The organism is Methylocystis rosea SV97, assembly GCF_000372845.1.
Lineage (GTDB): Bacteria > Pseudomonadota > Alphaproteobacteria > Rhizobiales > Beijerinckiaceae > Methylocystis > Methylocystis rosea.
Genome location: NZ_KB889963.1, coordinates 599526 through 614592, shown reverse-complemented (window position 1 = coordinate 614592; position 15067 = coordinate 599526). Strand labels below are relative to the sequence as shown.

General features: G+C 63.2%; 14 protein-coding genes. 4 read left to right on the top strand and 10 right to left on the bottom strand.

What is annotated here, in order from left to right; genetic code table 11:
• Nucleotides 1-31 precede the first annotated feature (31 nt).
• From gmk to fabG, 6 genes are all read right to left on the bottom strand, one after another.
• Nucleotides 32-673 carry a guanylate kinase gene (gmk, locus tag A3OO_RS0103325; protein ID WP_026222653.1) on the bottom strand — a complete coding sequence of 214 codons (642 nt, stop codon included), beginning with the start codon at nt 671-673 and terminating at the stop codon, nt 32-34.
• A 71-nt stretch (nt 674-744) separates the two neighbouring features.
• Nucleotides 745-1632, bottom strand: a complete 888-nt coding sequence (locus A3OO_RS0103320) for a YicC/YloC family endoribonuclease (protein ID WP_018406414.1) — start codon at nt 1630-1632, stop codon at nt 745-747.
• Between the two features lie 75 nt (nt 1633-1707).
• Nucleotides 1708-4452: an endolytic transglycosylase MltG gene (gene mltG / locus A3OO_RS21045; RefSeq protein WP_018406413.1), complete on the bottom strand. Its 2745-nt coding sequence runs from the start codon at nt 4450-4452 to the stop codon at nt 1708-1710.
• Between the two features lie 159 nt (nt 4453-4611).
• Nucleotides 4612-5874: a beta-ketoacyl-ACP synthase II gene (fabF, locus tag A3OO_RS0103310; protein WP_026222652.1), complete on the bottom strand. Its 1263-nt coding sequence runs from the start codon at nt 5872-5874 to the stop codon at nt 4612-4614.
• A gap of 91 nt (nt 5875-5965) precedes the next feature.
• Nucleotides 5966-6205, bottom strand: a complete 240-nt coding sequence (locus A3OO_RS0103305; RefSeq protein ID WP_014891668.1) for an acyl carrier protein — start codon at nt 6203-6205, stop codon at nt 5966-5968.
• 299 nt (nt 6206-6504) lie between these two features.
• On the bottom strand, nt 6505-7242 hold the full coding sequence (gene fabG / locus A3OO_RS0103300; protein ID WP_018406411.1) for a 3-oxoacyl-[acyl-carrier-protein] reductase: 738 nt from the start codon (nt 7240-7242) through the stop codon (nt 6505-6507).
• A gap of 425 nt (nt 7243-7667) precedes the next feature.
• Between fabG and A3OO_RS0103295 the strand changes: the two genes are divergently transcribed.
• Entirely contained in the window at nt 7668-8444 is a 777-nt protein-coding gene (locus A3OO_RS0103295; protein WP_026222651.1) for an outer membrane protein, read from the top strand.
• A 96-nt stretch (nt 8445-8540) separates the two neighbouring features.
• Here the strand turns inward: A3OO_RS0103295 and fabD are convergent, their stop codons facing one another.
• The gene (gene fabD / locus A3OO_RS0103290) at nt 8541-9488 is read right to left on the bottom strand and encodes an ACP S-malonyltransferase (RefSeq protein ID WP_018406409.1); all 948 of its coding nucleotides are present in this window, start codon (nt 9486-9488) and stop codon (nt 8541-8543) included.
• 106 nt (nt 9489-9594) lie between these two features.
• Between fabD and A3OO_RS0103285 the strand changes: the two genes are divergently transcribed.
• The gene (locus A3OO_RS0103285; RefSeq protein ID WP_245257092.1) at nt 9595-10161 is read left to right on the top strand and encodes a nucleoside deaminase; all 567 of its coding nucleotides are present in this window, start codon (nt 9595-9597) and stop codon (nt 10159-10161) included.
• Between the two features lie 581 nt (nt 10162-10742).
• Here A3OO_RS0103285 and A3OO_RS23420 read toward each other — a convergent pair.
• Both A3OO_RS23420 and A3OO_RS0103270 read right to left on the bottom strand, forming a co-directional pair.
• Nucleotides 10743-10958, bottom strand: coding sequence for a hypothetical protein (locus A3OO_RS23420; RefSeq protein ID WP_156824736.1), 216 nt, complete (start codon nt 10956-10958; stop codon nt 10743-10745).
• A 258-nt stretch (nt 10959-11216) separates the two neighbouring features.
• On the bottom strand, nt 11217-11792 hold the full coding sequence (locus A3OO_RS0103270; protein WP_018406405.1) for an SOUL family heme-binding protein: 576 nt from the start codon (nt 11790-11792) through the stop codon (nt 11217-11219).
• Nucleotides 11793-11961: 169 nt separating this feature from the next.
• Between A3OO_RS0103270 and A3OO_RS24190 the strand changes: the two genes are divergently transcribed.
• A complete protein-coding gene (locus tag A3OO_RS24190; RefSeq protein ID WP_245257201.1) occupies nt 11962-12138 on the top strand; it encodes a tRNA-specific adenosine deaminase in 177 nt (58 codons plus the stop codon).
• A 193-nt stretch (nt 12139-12331) separates the two neighbouring features.
• On the top strand, nt 12332-13030 hold the full coding sequence (locus A3OO_RS0103255; protein ID WP_018406402.1) for a TIGR02391 family protein: 699 nt from the start codon (nt 12332-12334) through the stop codon (nt 13028-13030).
• On the opposite strand, the gene acs is transcribed toward A3OO_RS0103255, so the two are convergent.
• A complete protein-coding gene (gene acs / locus A3OO_RS0103250) occupies nt 13027-14961 on the bottom strand; it encodes an acetate--CoA ligase (protein WP_026222649.1) in 1935 nt (644 codons plus the stop codon). The two genes, A3OO_RS0103255 and acs, sit on opposite strands and share 4 nt — an antisense overlap.
• Between the last annotated feature and the right edge of the window lie 106 nt (nt 14962-15067).

The following is a 15067-nucleotide window of genomic DNA, read 5'->3' as shown; positions in this document are numbered from 1 at the left end:
GGTGACGAGATAGCGCGCCGCGCGCGAAGAGCTATTCGCTCAAAAGCTTGGCGACGAATTGCTCGATTTCCTTATCGCGCCTTGGCCGTCTCTGCCGTTCGGCGCGCAGGATCGCGATCAGATCGTCGAAGGCGCGCTGCAGATCGTCGTTGACGATCACATAGTCGTAATCTTTCCATCGCGCGATTTCCTTTCGCGCATTCTCCAGCCGCCGCGCCATCGCCTCGCGCGAATCCTCAGCGCGCCGTTCAAGTCGGGCGCGCAGTTCATCCATCGACGGCGGCAGGATGAAGACAGTGACGGCGTCAGCGCCCATCTTCTCGCGCACCTGGCGCGTGCCCTGATAATCAATGTCGAACAGGCAGTCGCGGCCTTGCGCAAGAATGTCTTCGACCGGCCCGCGCGGCGTGCCGTAAAAATTGCCGTGAACCTCGGCCCATTCCAAAAGTTCGCCGGCTTCGCGCATGGCGGCGAATCGACGCTCGGGGATGAAGCTGTAGTGGATGCCGTCGACTTCGCTCGAACGTCTTGTGCGCGTCGTCACCGAAATCGACAGCGTCAGATCGAGATCGCGGTCCTGCAGCAGCATCCGCGTTAGCGTCGTCTTGCCCGCGCCGGAGGGCGAGGAAAGGATGAGGACAATGCCGCGGCGGCTGGATGGAGTTGGAAGCATGACTTTTCGAGAGCGAGTAGCCAATAGTGAGTAGCGAGTTAGCGAGTAGCGGCCGCGCTGTCCACTCGCGCTCACTCGATGTTCTGAACCTGTTCGCGCAACTGCTCGACCTCGATCTTCAGTTCAAGCCCGATGGCGGAGAGTCCGGCGTCGTTCGATTTGGCGCACAGCGTGTTGGTCTCACGGCCAAGCTCCTGCGCCAGAAAATCCAGACGACGGCCGATCGGCCCTCCCGCAGCGAGCAGTTTGGAGGCGCTGTCGACATGCGCCTTCAGGCGGTCGAGCTCCTCGCGAATGTCGGCTCGAACCGCAAGCAGCGCCGCCTCCTGATGCAGCCGCGCCGGATCGAGGGAGTCGGCGTTCTCCATGAGGCGTGCGAGCTGCTGCTTCAGCCGCGCGCGAATCGCTTCAGGCTGGCGCGCCGGCGCGGCGTCGGCCTGCGCGGCGAGGATCGATATGCGCTCGAGCCGCTGATGAAGAACCGCCGCCAGAGCGCCGCCCTCCGCCGTGCGCGAGGCGATCAGCGCGTCAAGCGCTTCATCCAGCGATCCGAGAATCTGCGCGTCGAGTTCGGCGCGATCGGCGTCGGACAGTTCCGGCTCGACGATCTCGACGACGCCGCGCACCGCGAGCAGACCATCGAGCGTCGCGGGTCCGACATTGGCGGGCGGCGGGCGTTCGGAAAGCACGGCGAGAAGGGCGTCGAGAGCGGCCCGGTTGACGCGGGCGACCTGGCTTTCGTCCTCGCGCTTTGCGACAAGATTGGCGAAGACCGCCCCTCGCGCGAGCCGCGCGGCGATTTTTTCCCGCGCCTTGATCTCCACGAAGTCGAAATCGGGCGGGGCGCGCAGACGCAGGTCCAGCCCCTTGGCGTTGACGCTCTTGATCTCCCACGCATAGCGAAAGGCGACGACGGCGCCTTGAACGCGGGCGAATCCCGTCATGCTGTGAATGCTCATTTGCGGCGGCGACTCCGAGACGGCGAATCGGCGTGAGGCCGAGTTGCGCCGCGCCTGACTATCGCCGCGTCGGCCTTACCGCAAATCGCTCGTCACAGGGACCGTCTTAGCTGAGGTGAGATCCCAGCTCTTGTCGCGCAGCGGGTCGAGCGGCGTGCCTTCTGAGGCGTCGAAGGCGCGCGGACGATAGGGCCGACCGTCCGTCGCGGCCAAAGCCGCGGCGCCCGCCGGCGGCGCGGCGTCCTGGGCGAGTCGTCCGCCGAGCGCTTCGCCGGGAAGCTCGTCGGAGCCTGCCGCAAGGCCGAGACGCGCCGCGCGGGCCCTCTGTTCGGCGCGCTGCGCCGGCGAGACCGGATAGGCGGCGATCTCGCCGCCATCGTCAGGCTGAGCGTCCGGACTTTCGCTCGCGATCGTCGTCATATCCGGATTGAGCCGCTCCTCCTCCGCACGGGGCGGCGCCGGGCGGCCGGCGAGAAGCATCGGGTCAAATAACGTCTTGGCGCGCAGCTGCACGGATTCCTCGGTAAAGAAGGGTCGCGCCGGCCTCAGGGCGGCATATTCAGCCGCCTGGACCTGCGCGCGGTCGCCATGGCCGCCGAGGAAAAAATCGGCTTCGGCGTAAGAAAATTTGCCGAGCCGGTGAGTCGGGCCGTCATCGGGCGCCATGGCCCGGTTCGGCGGAAAGTCTTCGTGACTGTCAGCAAGCGTGACGAGACGTCCGATAGGCGCCTGCGTGCGCTTGTCGGGCTTGGGCGCAGCCGGCGCGGGAACGCCGGGCGTGCCGCGATCAACCGCGCCGTCGGTCTTTTCCTTCTCCAGTCGCCGCCAGTTCTGGACGTTGCGCGAATGCTGGTCGAGCGATTCGGAGAAGACATGGCCGCCCGTGCCGTCGGCGACAAAATAGAGATCGCGCGTCGGCGCCGGATGCGCGGCGGCTTCAAGCGCCGCCCGGCCGGGATTGGCGATCGGTCCCGGCGGAAGACCGTCGATGGCGTATGTGTTGTAAGGCGTCCACTTCTCGATCTCGCTGCGCATGATCGGCCGGCCGAGCGTCGCCTTTCCGCCGACGAGGCCGTAGATGATCGTCGGATCAGACTGAAGGCGCATGCCTTTGCGCAGCCGATTGACGAAGACGGCGGCGACGCGCGGCCGCTCCTCGTTCTTGCCCGTCTCTTTTTCGACGATCGACGCGAGCGTCACCAGTTCGTAAGGCGTGCGCAACGGCAGGTCCGGCGATCGCTTCGCCCAGATCGCGTCGAGCGTCTTGCGTTGGTCTTCCTGCATCTTCCCGAGGAGACGCGCCCGAGGGTAGCCGCGCGGGTATTTGTAGGTCTCGGGCAGCAGAGCGCCTTCCTTTGGCAAGTCGACGATATCGCCCACCAGCAGTTCGGCCTCTTTCAGCTTTTGCACAATTTGTTCTGAAGTCAGGCCTTCCGGAATGGTCACGCTGTGCATGATCTGGCGGCCGGAGGCGATCTGATCGATCACGTCGCGAACGCTGATGTTTTTCTTAAATGCGTATTCGCCGGGCTTCAGCTTGCCAAGCTTGCCTTCGAGAACGATCCCGAGCTGCATGAGCGTCGAATTGGCGATGACGCCTTCGCGCTCGAGTTGAGAGATGATCTCAAGCAAGTCGCTGCGCGGCGGAATATAGACGACCTTGTCGGCCGCGAGCGGTCCGGGTTCTTTCAGCTTGTGCATGGCGGCGATGACGCCGAAGACGCCGGCGACCAGCGCGACGAGCACAAAACTCAGGAAGCCGCTCGCCACGGAAAGCGTTCCCTCGCGACGCTTACGCTTTTTCGGCGTGGGCGCAGCCTTGGGCGTGGGCGCAGCCTTGGGCGCGGTCTGCGATTGCAAATCCTGTTTGGCGCTGGGCTCGACGCGCCGTCGGAATATGCCGGCGCCCGCCGCAGCGGCGCCCGGCTTTGCCGTCGAGGACGGGCCGGCAGGTCCGAGCGCTGGCGCTTCAGCTGCGGGCGGCTGCGGCGCGGTCGAAGGCGCTGGAGCTGGCGATGCGGGTCCCGCCGGCGGCGCTGGAGACATTTTTGCGGTTTCGCCAGCAGGCGCGACGTAGCCGGTCGGCGCGGCCGCTTGCGCCAATGGGGGTGGCGGCGCTGCGGGGGCGGGAGCTGCCTGCGAAAGGGGCGCTTCGACCTTCGCCGCGACGGGCGGCTGTGGCGCTGGCGGCGGAACGATGGGTGGGAAGGGCGCTGTAGGAACCGTCGTGACGATGTCAGACGCTGACGGGGCGGAAATTATCGGAGCATCTGGCAGAGGCCCTTCGGCCTTCGCCGCAAGGGGCGGCTGCGGCGCTGGCGGGGGAACCACGGCGGGTTGGATGGGCGCCGCCGGAACCGGAGTGGCGATGTCAGCCACTGGCGGCGCGGGAGCCTTCGGCGGCTCGGGCGGAGGCGCCTCGACCTTCGCCGCGATGGGCGGCTGGGGCGCTGGCGGGGGAACCACGGCGGGTTGAAGGGGCGGCGCCGGAATCGGCGTGGCGATGGCAGCCGCAGGCGGCGCGGGAGCCTTCGGCGGCTCGGGCGGAGGCGCCTCGACCTTCGCCGCGATGGGCGGCTGCGGCGCTGGCGCAGACGCAACCGTGGCGGGCTCTTTGACCGGCGCGGCGTCAGGCGGCGCAATGTCTATCGGCGGCGCGCCAGAATCCTCTGGGGGCGCGGTCAAGCTCGGTTGAACTGTGAGGTCTTCGCGCTGCAGCGCGGCGGATTCGGCGTTTTCGGCAGAGGTCGGCGCGCTTGGCGCCGCCGCTGCGGCGTCTGTTGGCTTTTCGGGCGCGCCTTTATTGTCCGGTTCGCTCATCGCACCACGCCCATCAAACGCTCGAAGATTTCACGCCGATTATCGCCGAGGACTTACACTATGCCTCATTGTGGCGAATTCAGGAATGCGCCGCTTCGGTTCGCAGGCTCCGGCGCATCGAGCGATAGACGTTCGAATGCGCCGGTTGAGCGCCCCTGCTCAGGAGGCGCGGCGAAACAGCAGCGAGGCGTTCGTGCCGCCGAAACCGAAGGAATTCGACAAAGCGATATTGATTTCCTTCTCGCGGGCTTTGTGCGGCACGAGGTCGATCGTCGTTGCAACCGAGGGATTGTCGAGGTTGCGCGTCGGCGGCGCGACATTCGCCTGCATCGCCAGGATCGAATAGATCGCTTCGACGGCGCCGGCGGCGCCGAGCAGATGGCCAATCGCGGATTTCGTCGATGACATGGCGAGCTTAGGTTCGACATTGCCAAGAAGACGTTCGACGGCTTTGAGTTCGATCTCGTCGCCGAGCGGCGTCGACGTGCCGTGCGCGTTCACGTAATCGATGTCGGTGACGGAAATGCCGGCGCGCTTCAGCGCCGCCTTCATGCAGCGATAGGCGCCGTCGCCATCGGGCGCCGGCGCGGTGATATGATAGGCGTCGCCCGACATGCCGTAGCCGATAAGTTCGGCGTAGATTTTCGCGCCACGCGCCTTGGCGTGCTCATATTCCTCAAGCACGACGCAGCCAGCGCCTTCGCCAAGCACGAAGCCGTCGCGGTCCTTGTCATAGGGCCGCGAGGCGGCTTCAGGACGATCGTTGAAGCCGGTCGACAGTGCGCGGCACGCGGCGAAGCCAGCGACGCCGATGCGATTGACGGGCGATTCGGCGCCGCCGGCGACCATCACGTCGGCGTCGCCCACTGCGATGATGCGTCCGGCATCGCCGATGGCGTGCGTGCCGGTGGCGCAGGCTGTCACCACCGCATGATTCGGGCCCTTCAGGCCGTGCATGATGGAGACATAGCCCGCCACGAGATTGATGATTCGGCCAGAGACGAAGAAAGGCGACACGCGGCGCGGTCCCTTCTCCCTCAAGGTGACGGAGGTTTCGTAGATGCCGCCGAGCCCGCCGATGCCGGAGCCGATCAGAACGCCAGTCGATTCCTGCTTCTCCGGGGTGTCGGCCACCCAGCCGGAATCCTTTAACGCCTGGGTCGCCGCGCTCGCGCCATAGATGATGAAATCATCGACCTTGCGCTGCTCTTTGGGATCGAACCAGTCGTCAGGATTGAACGTGCCGTTCGTGCCGTCGCCGCGCGGCACGACCGCCGCAATCTGGCACGCGAGGTCGGAGGCCTCGAATGTGTCGATACGTTTGAAGCCGCATTCTCCGGCGGCGAGACGGCGCCAATTGGTCTCCACGCCGCAGCCCAAAGGAGATACGACGCCAAGACCGGTGACGACCACCCTGCGCATGGCTCTACTCTCGAACTGTTATGTTGTCGGAAATGGCGGCGTCGGCGAAGCCTCGCGAGAGGATCCGCCGTGCGCTTGAATCTTCAGTTCGTCAGGCGGCTTTCGCCTTTTCGAGGAACTTCACTGCATCGCCCACAGTGAGAATCGTCTCGGCGGCGTCGTCGGGAATCTCGACGCCGAATTCTTCCTCGAAAGCCATGACGAGTTCGACGGTATCGAGCGAATCGGCTCCCAGATCGTCGATGAAATTGGCTTTGTCGACGACCTTGTCGGCTTCGACGCCGAGATGCTCGACAACAATCTTTTTCACGCGCTCGGCGACATCGCTCATCTTCTTTTATCCCTGTCTGCGTTTGGCGCCTCACGCGCCGTGTGGCGATTTAGAGCAGGCCTGCTGGCGCGCTCCGTGATCGCCCTTCATCCCTTTAACGTGCAATCGCGCGCCGATCGCCCTGATGTGTGCGAGACGCGTTGCGACTTGCTCCACCGGGTTTAAATCGCGGCGACGCCGCCCCTCAGCGGCGAGGTCTGGTAGCATACTTCCCTGAGCATGGCGAGAGGCGCCCCCGGGTTCTCACGCACGCGGCGAAAAGGTCGCCGCAGACGCGTTTTCCAGGCGATTCGCCTCTCCTAGATCATGGCCATGCCGCCATTGACGTGCAGGGTCTGCCCGGTGACATAGGCGGCCTCGGCGCTGGCCAGATAGACGCAGGCGGCCGCGACGTCGGCGCCGGTCCCGAGCCGTCCCGTCGGCACCATGCGAAGGATCGCCTCCTTCTGGGCGTCTGTCAGCGCGTCGGTCATCGGGCTTTCGATGAATCCGGGCGCGACGCAATTGACCGTCACGCCGCGCGAGGCGACCTCGGCGGCCAGCGACTTCGACATGCCGATCATGCCCGCTTTGGCGGCGGCGTAATTGCCTTGCCCGGGATTGCCGGTCACGCCGACGACCGACGTAATCTGGATGATTCGGCCGAAGCGCTTTTTCATCATCCCGCGCAGCGCCGCGCGCGACAGGCGAAAGGCCGACGTCAGATTGACGTTGATGACGGCGTCCCAGTCCTCGTCCTTAAGGCGCATGAACAACATGTCGCGGGTGATGCCGGCGTTATTGACGAGAATGTCCAGACCGCCCATCGCCGCCTCCGCCGTCGGCACGAGCTTCTCGGTCTCGTCCTTTTGCGAAAGATTGCAGGGCAGAATGTGCGTGCGGCCGTTCAATTCGCCGGCAAGCGCCTCGAGCGCCTCTTTCCTCGTGCCGGAAAGCGCCACGATCGCGCCGGCGGCGTGAAGCGCGCGCGCGATCGCCGCGCCGATTCCGCCGCTCGCGCCCGTGACGAGCGCAGTCTTGCCGTTGAGATCAAACATATCTTCCCTCTCCTCCCTCATCCCGATGGCGTGAGTCTTAATAGCTCAGTTCGGGGAGTGGCCTTTTTTCAGCCGCGGTTCAACTTCAAACGACCGCCTCCACTACGGCGGACGTCACCGACGCCCGATCGGATATTGGGAGAAAGTGGGCGTCAGTTCGGCTTCGTTTCGCAAGCGACGGATTCGAGACTGAATTGCTCAACAACGCATCGGAATCTGCGTCAAACTTCATTGTGGCGTAACTGCAACAGTCGAAATCTTTTGGGTCTTTTGGGCCCGATTTTACCTTCTGTTTGTTGTTTCCCGCGAGAAATTTGCGCACAGTCCGCCGTGCTTGGGGGTCAGCGTCCACGGAACGTCCGAAAGAGTCACGGGACTGACGCGCACCTAATAATTTAAGTTGGCTCAAAATGAAGGATAGAGAGATGAAGACAGCGATCTCGGCCCTGGCTCTGGCGACGGCGCTTTTCGCCGGCGCCGCGAACGCCGCCGATCTACCCTCCCACAAGGCTCCTCCGCCGTACATCCCGCCGCCGCCGATCATGACCTGGACCGGGTTCTACGCCGGTCTTAACCTCGGCGGTGGCTTCCTGGCCAGCAATTCCTCCAACCAGGGTTGGAATGGCGGCTGGAACAATGGCAACAACAGCAAAGGCGGTGTCGTTGGCGGCGGTCAGATCGGCTATAACTTCCAGGTCACGCCGATGTTCGTCGTCGGCGTCGAGACCGATTTCCAGGGCACGAGCATCGGCTCCGGCGGCAACAACAACAACAATTGGTGGTTGTTTGGCGGTTTCGGCGGCGGTGGCGCTGGATCGGCGCGCCTGAACTGGTTCGGCACCGTTCGCGGCCGCGTCGGCATCACCCTGCTGAGCCCGCAACTGTTGGTCTACGGCACGGGCGGCTTCGCCTATGGCGAAGTGCAGCGCAACAGCTGGTTTAACCAGAACTCTGCGGTGCAGACCGGCTGGACGGCTGGCGGCGGCGCCGAGTGGATGTTCTTCCCGAATTGGTCCGCCAAGGTCGAGTATCTGTATACGCAGATCAGCGGCAGCAACAGCAACAACAACTGGCTGTTTGCGTTCAACCCGGGTTGGGGCCTGAACAATGTGAACAACCGCACGCGCTTCCACACGATCCGCGCGGGCATCAACTACCACTTCAACTTCGGCTCCCCGGCGCCGGTGTTGGCCAAGTACTGATCTCACTGATCCGACTGATCGGCCTTTCGGTCGAGAGAATGGGCCCGGTCCTCGCGACCGGGCCTTTTCTTTGCTTTTCCTTTGCTTCCCGCGCCTTTACGCGAAGGCGCGATAGGCGTCGAAATCGGCCGGGGCGCCCACGGAGACCCCCGCTGCCTGCGGCGCGATCCGCTTTAAAAGCCCCGCGAGAACCTTGCCCGAGCCGCATTCGACGAACTTCGTCGCGCCGTGACTCGCCATATAGGCCACGCATTCGCGCCAGCGCACCGCGCCGGTGACCTGCTCGACGAGCAGTCGGCGAATCGCCTCCGGGTCTTGCGTCGGCTCCGCCGTCACATTGGCGACGACCGGAACGCGCGGGGCGCTGATCGCCGCTCCGGCGAGCGCCTCGCGCATCGCGTCGGCGGCGGGCTGCATCAGCGCACAATGGAAGGGCGCGGAGACCGGCAGCAGCAGCGCGCGCTTGATTCCCTTCTCCTTGGCGATGTCGATCGCCTTGTCGACGGCGGTCTTCGCGCCGGAAATCACCACCTGGCCGCCGCCATTGTCATTGGCGACCTGGCAGACGCCGTTCGCCGCGGTCGTCGCCTCCTCCGCAACGGCGCGCGCCAGATCGAGATCGGCGCCGAGCAGCGCCGCCATGGCGCCTTCTCCGACAGGAACCGCCTTCTGCATGGCGTCGCCGCGAATGCGCAACAGCCGCGCGGTGTCAAAAATCGTCAGCGCGCCCGCGGCCGCGAGAGCGGAATATTCGCCGAGCGAATGGCCGGCGACGAAGGCCGCGTCGCGCGGAAGATCAAGGCCGCATTCGGCTTCCAGGGCGCGAATCGTCGCGAGCGAAACCGCCATCAGCGCCGGCTGGGCGTTGGCGGTCAGCGTCAGCTCGGCTTCAGGACCTTCGAACATCAGTTTCGAAAGCGGCTGCGACAGCGCGTCGTCGACCTCGGCGAAAACCGCGCGCGCGGGCTCGAAGGCGTCGAACAGCGCCTTGCCCATGCCGACCGCCTGAGATCCCTGACCCGGAAAAATGAAAGCCTTCTGCATGCGTAACCGTCCCTGCTTTATTATTGTTTGGGTCGCCGCGTGTGGCGCAGGGGGGTTCGCCGTGTCAAGTTGGCGCCTGAAGACGAAGCGCGCGCTGGAGCGGGAAATGAGCCAAACGACATGCGGCTGCGACGGCGGCCGCTTTAATCGGCGCGCCGCGCTGGCGACGATAGGCGCAGGTTTCGGGTTAGCTTTTGGCGCCGCGCCGGCGCATGGCCATGCCAAGCGCGCGCCCGTCCTGCCGGAGGACGAAGGCTTTATGCGGTTGGCGATCGCTGAAGCCGCCAAGGGCGACTTTCCCTTTGGCGCCGTGATCGTGCGCGACGGCAAGGTCGTCGCGACGGGACGCAATCTCGGCGTGACGAACAATGATCCCACCGCGCATGGCGAGATGATGGCGATTCGCCGCTTCGTCGCCGACAATCCGGCTAAGGATCTCGAAGGCGCGACGCTTTACACGTCGGGCGAGCCCTGCCCGATGTGCATGGGCGCGATCGTCTGGTGCGGAATTGGGCGTGTCGTCTACGCCGCGTCGATCGAGCAGCTTGAGAAGCGAATCGGCCAGATCATGATCACCAGCAAAGCAGTGGCGCAGGCCGCGCCGTTCGCAACGGTCGAGATCACCGGCGGGGTGCTCGCGCCGGAGGCGCTGGCGCTGTTTGTCAAGAAATAGACTGCGCTTCGCGGCGCGTCCGGACATCGGACGACGTTTGGCCGACGAGGCGACGCCAAGCTTGGATTGACGCCGCGCTCGTCGGTGGCCGTCGTCTCGGCGATGGTTCGCGGCGCGGTGTCGCGGATCCGGCGTCGCGGGAGGAGCGACGCCGAAACCGTCGTCTTTGACGCATCACGATCGGCGCGGACCGGGGGGGCTCCGCGCCAAATCTCGAGTGGCGGACAACGCCCGCCGCATCTCCATCCTCGAAACGAGGCTCTCGAGGATGAAAAGCCGAAAGCTCTGCTTGAGATAGCCGCAGGCCCGCCAATACAGCGCCAATTCTCGCCAACCGAAGTCGAGTGCGGAATTCGATGGCCGCGGCCAGCCCTGGGCGATCTCGACCAGGACCTCGTTGCGCCGGTTCTCAAGCTGCGCGAGGTTTTGGCCTCTTCGAATAAAAAGCGGCCGCTAGCGCCGAGCTTGACCATTCCGACGATTCGCTAATGCCCCTCTTTTTGAAAGAGGGGCATTAGGCTTCGAAACGCGCTAGCCGTTTCGCTGTCCGTCAGGTGACGGGCGGGACGCGGCATGGGCGATTATGAGCCCCTGCCCCATCGGCGCTTCTGCTTGAGGCAGCCGTTGCCGAACGTGCCCCAGGACGCCGGATTCTTCTTGCCGCAGCGCCAAGAAAGGGCGGCGTTCTCGACAGATTCGCCCGGCGCCTTCAACGAAACGCCTATCGGCGCGGCGTTCGCGTCGACGCTCAGAGAGCTGGCCGCGATGGCGGCCGCAAGAAACAATGCGGTCTTCATGAAATTTCTCCATAAATGAGTCGATAACATTTGCGACGAACACGAAGGTTCTCCGCAAACACTTGTCTTGCAATTGCAAGACAAGACGACCTTACGATTAAAAGGGGCGGATGAACGTGCGGCGGCGCACGGGGCCGCGCATGGCGATTTCATATCGGCGCGAGGCGGCGGCGATGCGATCTGCAAGTGGCGGGAAATCGGGCTGATCGATTCGCCTATCGCTGACAGGGAGCCAGCAGACTCGTCAGAGTCGCGCGCTCACTCGCGGGCGATCTCGACCAGGACTTCGTTGCGCCGGTTCCAGGGCAGCGTCCAGGGCGGGTCGTAGAAGGCATATTGCGGCTCGCCCTTGGGCGAGATCCCCTGGCGCTTCAGATAATCGAGCAGCTTCGCCTGATTTTCCGCGAGGGCGTCGTCGCCGGCGAGTCCGGAGAAGCGGATCGCCGCCATGCGCTTGCCCGGCGCGGCGGCGAGTTTGACCTCTGCGCTATTGGGCTTGGGCAGGCTCGCCATATTGTATTCGGCGGGCATGGTGAAGCGCACTTTCCAATCGCCGCCCTTCCACTCCTGTCCGACGGGGGCGGTCATGGCGATTTTCCGCTGCGGGGAATTGTCGCCGAAAATATAACCGGCGAGGCGGCGGAAGCCCTCGCTAATGGCTGCGCCGCGCTCGCCGGCGACCGTCGTCTCTGCGACGATCTGCGGCGCGTAGTCGCGAATTTCGATGGCCCCTGTCGAGGCGACCACCGAATATCGTGCATGCTCCACATCGGAATCCGCGCGTGCGGGGGCAGCCGCGATGAGCCCGACGAGGATGGCAAGAAAGCGCCGCATCTCCTGGATCCTCTGTTGTGAAGAGGTAAGATGAAGCGCGGCAGGGCGGCGGAACAGGCGCCGGGGCGCCAAAGAAGGGCGGTTTTTCGCCACCTGTCGCACGCGCTAACGCCTATGGCTGCGTTGCATACGAAGAAGCTTGGCTGGTTGAGGCGCGCGGAAAGCGCGAATAGGTGAGTCGCCGCTTGATCGCCGACAATCCGGCGAAGACCTTAAACGTGCGACGCTTTATACGTCGGGCGAGCCCTGCCCGATGTGTATAAGCGCGATCGTCTGGTGCGGCATGGGCGCGTCGTTTATGCCGCTTCAATTGAACAATTGTCGAAAAAGCTCGGTCAGATCATGATCACGAGCAAAGATATCGCGAAGCGCCCTTATTGACGGTCGAAATCACCGGTGGCGTTCTCGCGCTGGAAGCGCTCGCGTTCTTCGATAGCAAATGAGCACCGATCGATAATGATGGTTTTGTTCACGCTTGCGTTTGGAAGCCGTAGCTTTTCCATTTAACTGTAGGTGCGCGAATCAACTGGCTGCCGGCGATGACGATTTCCGATCCTAGGTTGAGAGGCTTGTACGGCAGATTGACAGGCTTGAAGTTTGCGCTGCCCTCCGAAGGCGTAACATATGACTCTTTTGCAAATGATTTTAACGCCATCGTGCGGGATCTAACTTCTGCCCTCGGCGAGAACTTGGACTCATTTCTCGTCGGCACCAGCGCAGGATATCGTTCCGCGGGCGGAAATTATATGTACTATACAGACTTAATAAGATTAAAAGTAGAGCAACTCATTGGTTATCTGAACAACGTCTATTTTACACAGGAATCCATAATTGAAATAGGCTCTCTATACAATGTCATCTCTGATAAGGATTTAAAACAAAGATGTTCAGACTTGCTAACGGCGCCTAGAGCGTTCGACAGAGCAATCAATCAAGCCACGCTGGTCCTAGAACATCGTGTCAGGGAAAAGGCCAAGCTGCAAGACGATCAGCTAATGGGCAAAGATTTAATCAACAAAGCTATAAATACTGATCCTAACAAATCTGTTCTCGTAATCTCTCAAGATAAATCGGAGCACGAAGGGATCGCTCACATTTGCCGTGGAATTGTCGGTGCCTTTCGTAATCCAACGCATCACCATCTGCTCGATCATTATACGAGAGAAGATGCATTGAGATTGTGCGGGTTCATTGACCAACTGCTGTCGATTATCGAAAAGGCCACCATTCGAAGCTAGCTCTCCGGCCTCTCCCTTACCAGCTCCTCCACGACCCCCGGGTCCGCAAGCGTCGAGGTGTCGCCGAGCGCGCCAAACTCGCCCTCCGCGATCTTGCGCAAAATGCGCCGCATGATCTTGCCAGAGCGCGTCTTCGGCAGTCCTGGCGCGAATTGCACGATATCGGGCGTCGCGATCGGCCCGATCTCATGGCGCACCCAATGCACCAGCTCCTTGCGCAGATGTTCGCTTGGCGTCACGCCCTGATTGAGCGTCACGAAGGCGTAGATGCCCTGTCCCTTGATGTCGTGCGGATAGCCGACGACGGCGGCTTCCGACACTTTCTCATGCGCGACGAGCGCGCTCTCAACTTCGGCGGTGCCGAGGCGATGGCCCGAGACATTGATGACGTCGTCGACGCGGCCGGTGATCCAGTAATCGCCGTCGGCGTCGCGCTTGGCACCGTCGCCGGTGAAATATTTGCCGGGGAAGGCGGAGAAATAGGTCTGCGCGAAACGTTCATGATCGCCATAGACGGTGCGCATCTGCCCCGGCCATGAATCGGCGATGACCAGCAGCCCTTCGCATTGGCCTTCGAGAACATTGCCGGCCGGATCGACGATCTCGGGCGCGACGCCGAAGAAGGGCCGCGTCGCCGAGCCGGGCTTCAAATCAATCGCGCCGGGCAGCGGCGAGATCAGCACGCCGCCAGTCTCCGTCTGCCACCAGGTGTCGACGATCGGGCAGCGGCCCTCGCCGACGACGCGGTGATACCATTCCCACGCTTCCGGGTTGATCGGTTCGCCGACGGAGCCGAGCAGGCGCAGCGACTTGCGGCTGGTCTTTTTGACGGGCGCCTCGCCCGCCGCCATCAGCGCGCGAATGGCGGTCGGCGCCGTATAGAAAATATCGACCTTGTGCTTGTCGATGATTTCCCAGAAACGCGACACGCTCGGATAATTCGGCACGCCTTCGAATATCAGCGTCGTGGCGCCATTGGCGAGCGGGCCGTAGACAATATAGCTGTGTCCGGTCACCCAGCCGACGTCGGCGGTGCACCAATAGACGTCGCCCTCGCGATAGTCGAAGACGAGTTCATGCGTGAGCGATGTGTAGACGAGATAGCCGCCGGTCGTATGCAACGCGCCCTTCGGCTTGCCGGTTGAGCCGGACGTGTAAAGGATGAACAGCGGATCTTCCGCGTCCATCTCCGCATAGGGACAATCGGCGTGCACGCGCGCGGCTTCTTCCTCGTAGCGGAAGTCGCGGCCGGGCTGCATGTCGATGTCGCCGCCGGTGCGCGTGACGACAATGACCGTTTTCGCGGAAACCTTGTCGAGCGCGGCGTCGACATTGGCTTTCAGCGGGATCTTCTTTCCGCCGCGCAGGCCTTCGTCCGCCGTGACGATGACCTGTGATTCCGCGTCGGCGATGCGTCCGGCGAGCGAATCCGGCGAGAAGCCGCCGAAGACCACCGAATGAACGGCGCCAATGCGCGCGCAGGCGAGCATCGCGAAAGCGGCTTCGGGAATCATCGGCAGATAGATGGTGACGCGGTCGCCTTTCTTAACGCCGTGTTTCTTGAGCACATTGGCGAAGCGGCAGACTTCCTCATGCAGTTCGGCGTAAGTGATATGACGCGAGACGGAAGGATCGTCGCCTTCCCAAATGATCGCGGTCTTGTTGGCGCGCTCCGGCAGATGCCGGTCGATGCAATTCATCGCGACATTGGTCGTGCCGTCCTCGAACCAGCGTATCGAAACATTATGTGTGTCGAAGCTGGTGCGCTTTACTTTCGAAAAGGGCGTGATCCAGTCGATGCGCTGCGCCTGCTCGGCCCAGAAGCCGTCCGGATCCTTGATGGAGCGTTCATAGAGCCGGCGATAGGTCGCTTCGTCGATGCGCGCGCGCGTTTTCCAGTCGTCCGGGACGGGGTAGATTTTTTGCGACATTCTTGTTCTGACGCCTTCGAATTCGTCATGGCCGGGCTTGACCCGGCCATCCACGCGGTGATGCTGCGTAATCCCCGGTCATTGAAGCGTATTACAGCCTTTCAAG

What these genes read in the sequence shown, in the direction of transcription:
- gmk (WP_026222653.1), bottom strand. Translation starts at nt 673, where the DNA reads ATGCTTCCAACTCCATCCAGCCGCCGCGGCATTGTCCTCATCCTTTCC.
- A3OO_RS0103320 (WP_018406414.1), bottom strand. Translation starts at nt 1,632, where the DNA reads ATGAGCATTCACAGCATGACGGGATTCGCCCGCGTTCAAGGCGCCGTC.
- mltG (WP_018406413.1), bottom strand. Translation starts at nt 4,452, where the DNA reads ATGAGCGAACCGGACAATAAAGGCGCGCCCGAAAAGCCAACAGACGCC.
- fabF (WP_026222652.1), bottom strand. Translation starts at nt 5,874, where the DNA reads ATGCGCAGGGTGGTCGTCACCGGTCTTGGCGTCGTATCTCCTTTGGGC.
- A3OO_RS0103305 (WP_014891668.1), bottom strand. Translation starts at nt 6,205, where the DNA reads ATGAGCGATGTCGCCGAGCGCGTGAAAAAGATTGTTGTCGAGCATCTC.
- fabG (WP_018406411.1), bottom strand. Translation starts at nt 7,242, where the DNA reads ATGTTTGATCTCAACGGCAAGACTGCGCTCGTCACGGGCGCGAGCGGC.
- A3OO_RS0103295 (WP_026222651.1), top strand. Translation starts at nt 7,668, where the DNA reads ATGAAGACAGCGATCTCGGCCCTGGCTCTGGCGACGGCGCTTTTCGCC.
- fabD (WP_018406409.1), bottom strand. Translation starts at nt 9,488, where the DNA reads ATGCAGAAGGCTTTCATTTTTCCGGGTCAGGGATCTCAGGCGGTCGGC.
- A3OO_RS0103285 (WP_245257092.1), top strand. Translation starts at nt 9,595, where the DNA reads ATGAGCCAAACGACATGCGGCTGCGACGGCGGCCGCTTTAATCGGCGC.
- A3OO_RS23420 (WP_156824736.1), bottom strand. Translation starts at nt 10,958, where the DNA reads ATGAAGACCGCATTGTTTCTTGCGGCCGCCATCGCGGCCAGCTCTCTG.
- A3OO_RS0103270 (WP_018406405.1), bottom strand. Translation starts at nt 11,792, where the DNA reads ATGCGGCGCTTTCTTGCCATCCTCGTCGGGCTCATCGCGGCTGCCCCC.
- A3OO_RS0103255 (WP_018406402.1), top strand. Translation starts at nt 12,332, where the DNA reads ATGACGATTTCCGATCCTAGGTTGAGAGGCTTGTACGGCAGATTGACA.
- acs (WP_026222649.1), bottom strand. Translation starts at nt 14,961, where the DNA reads ATGTCGCAAAAAATCTACCCCGTCCCGGACGACTGGAAAACGCGCGCG.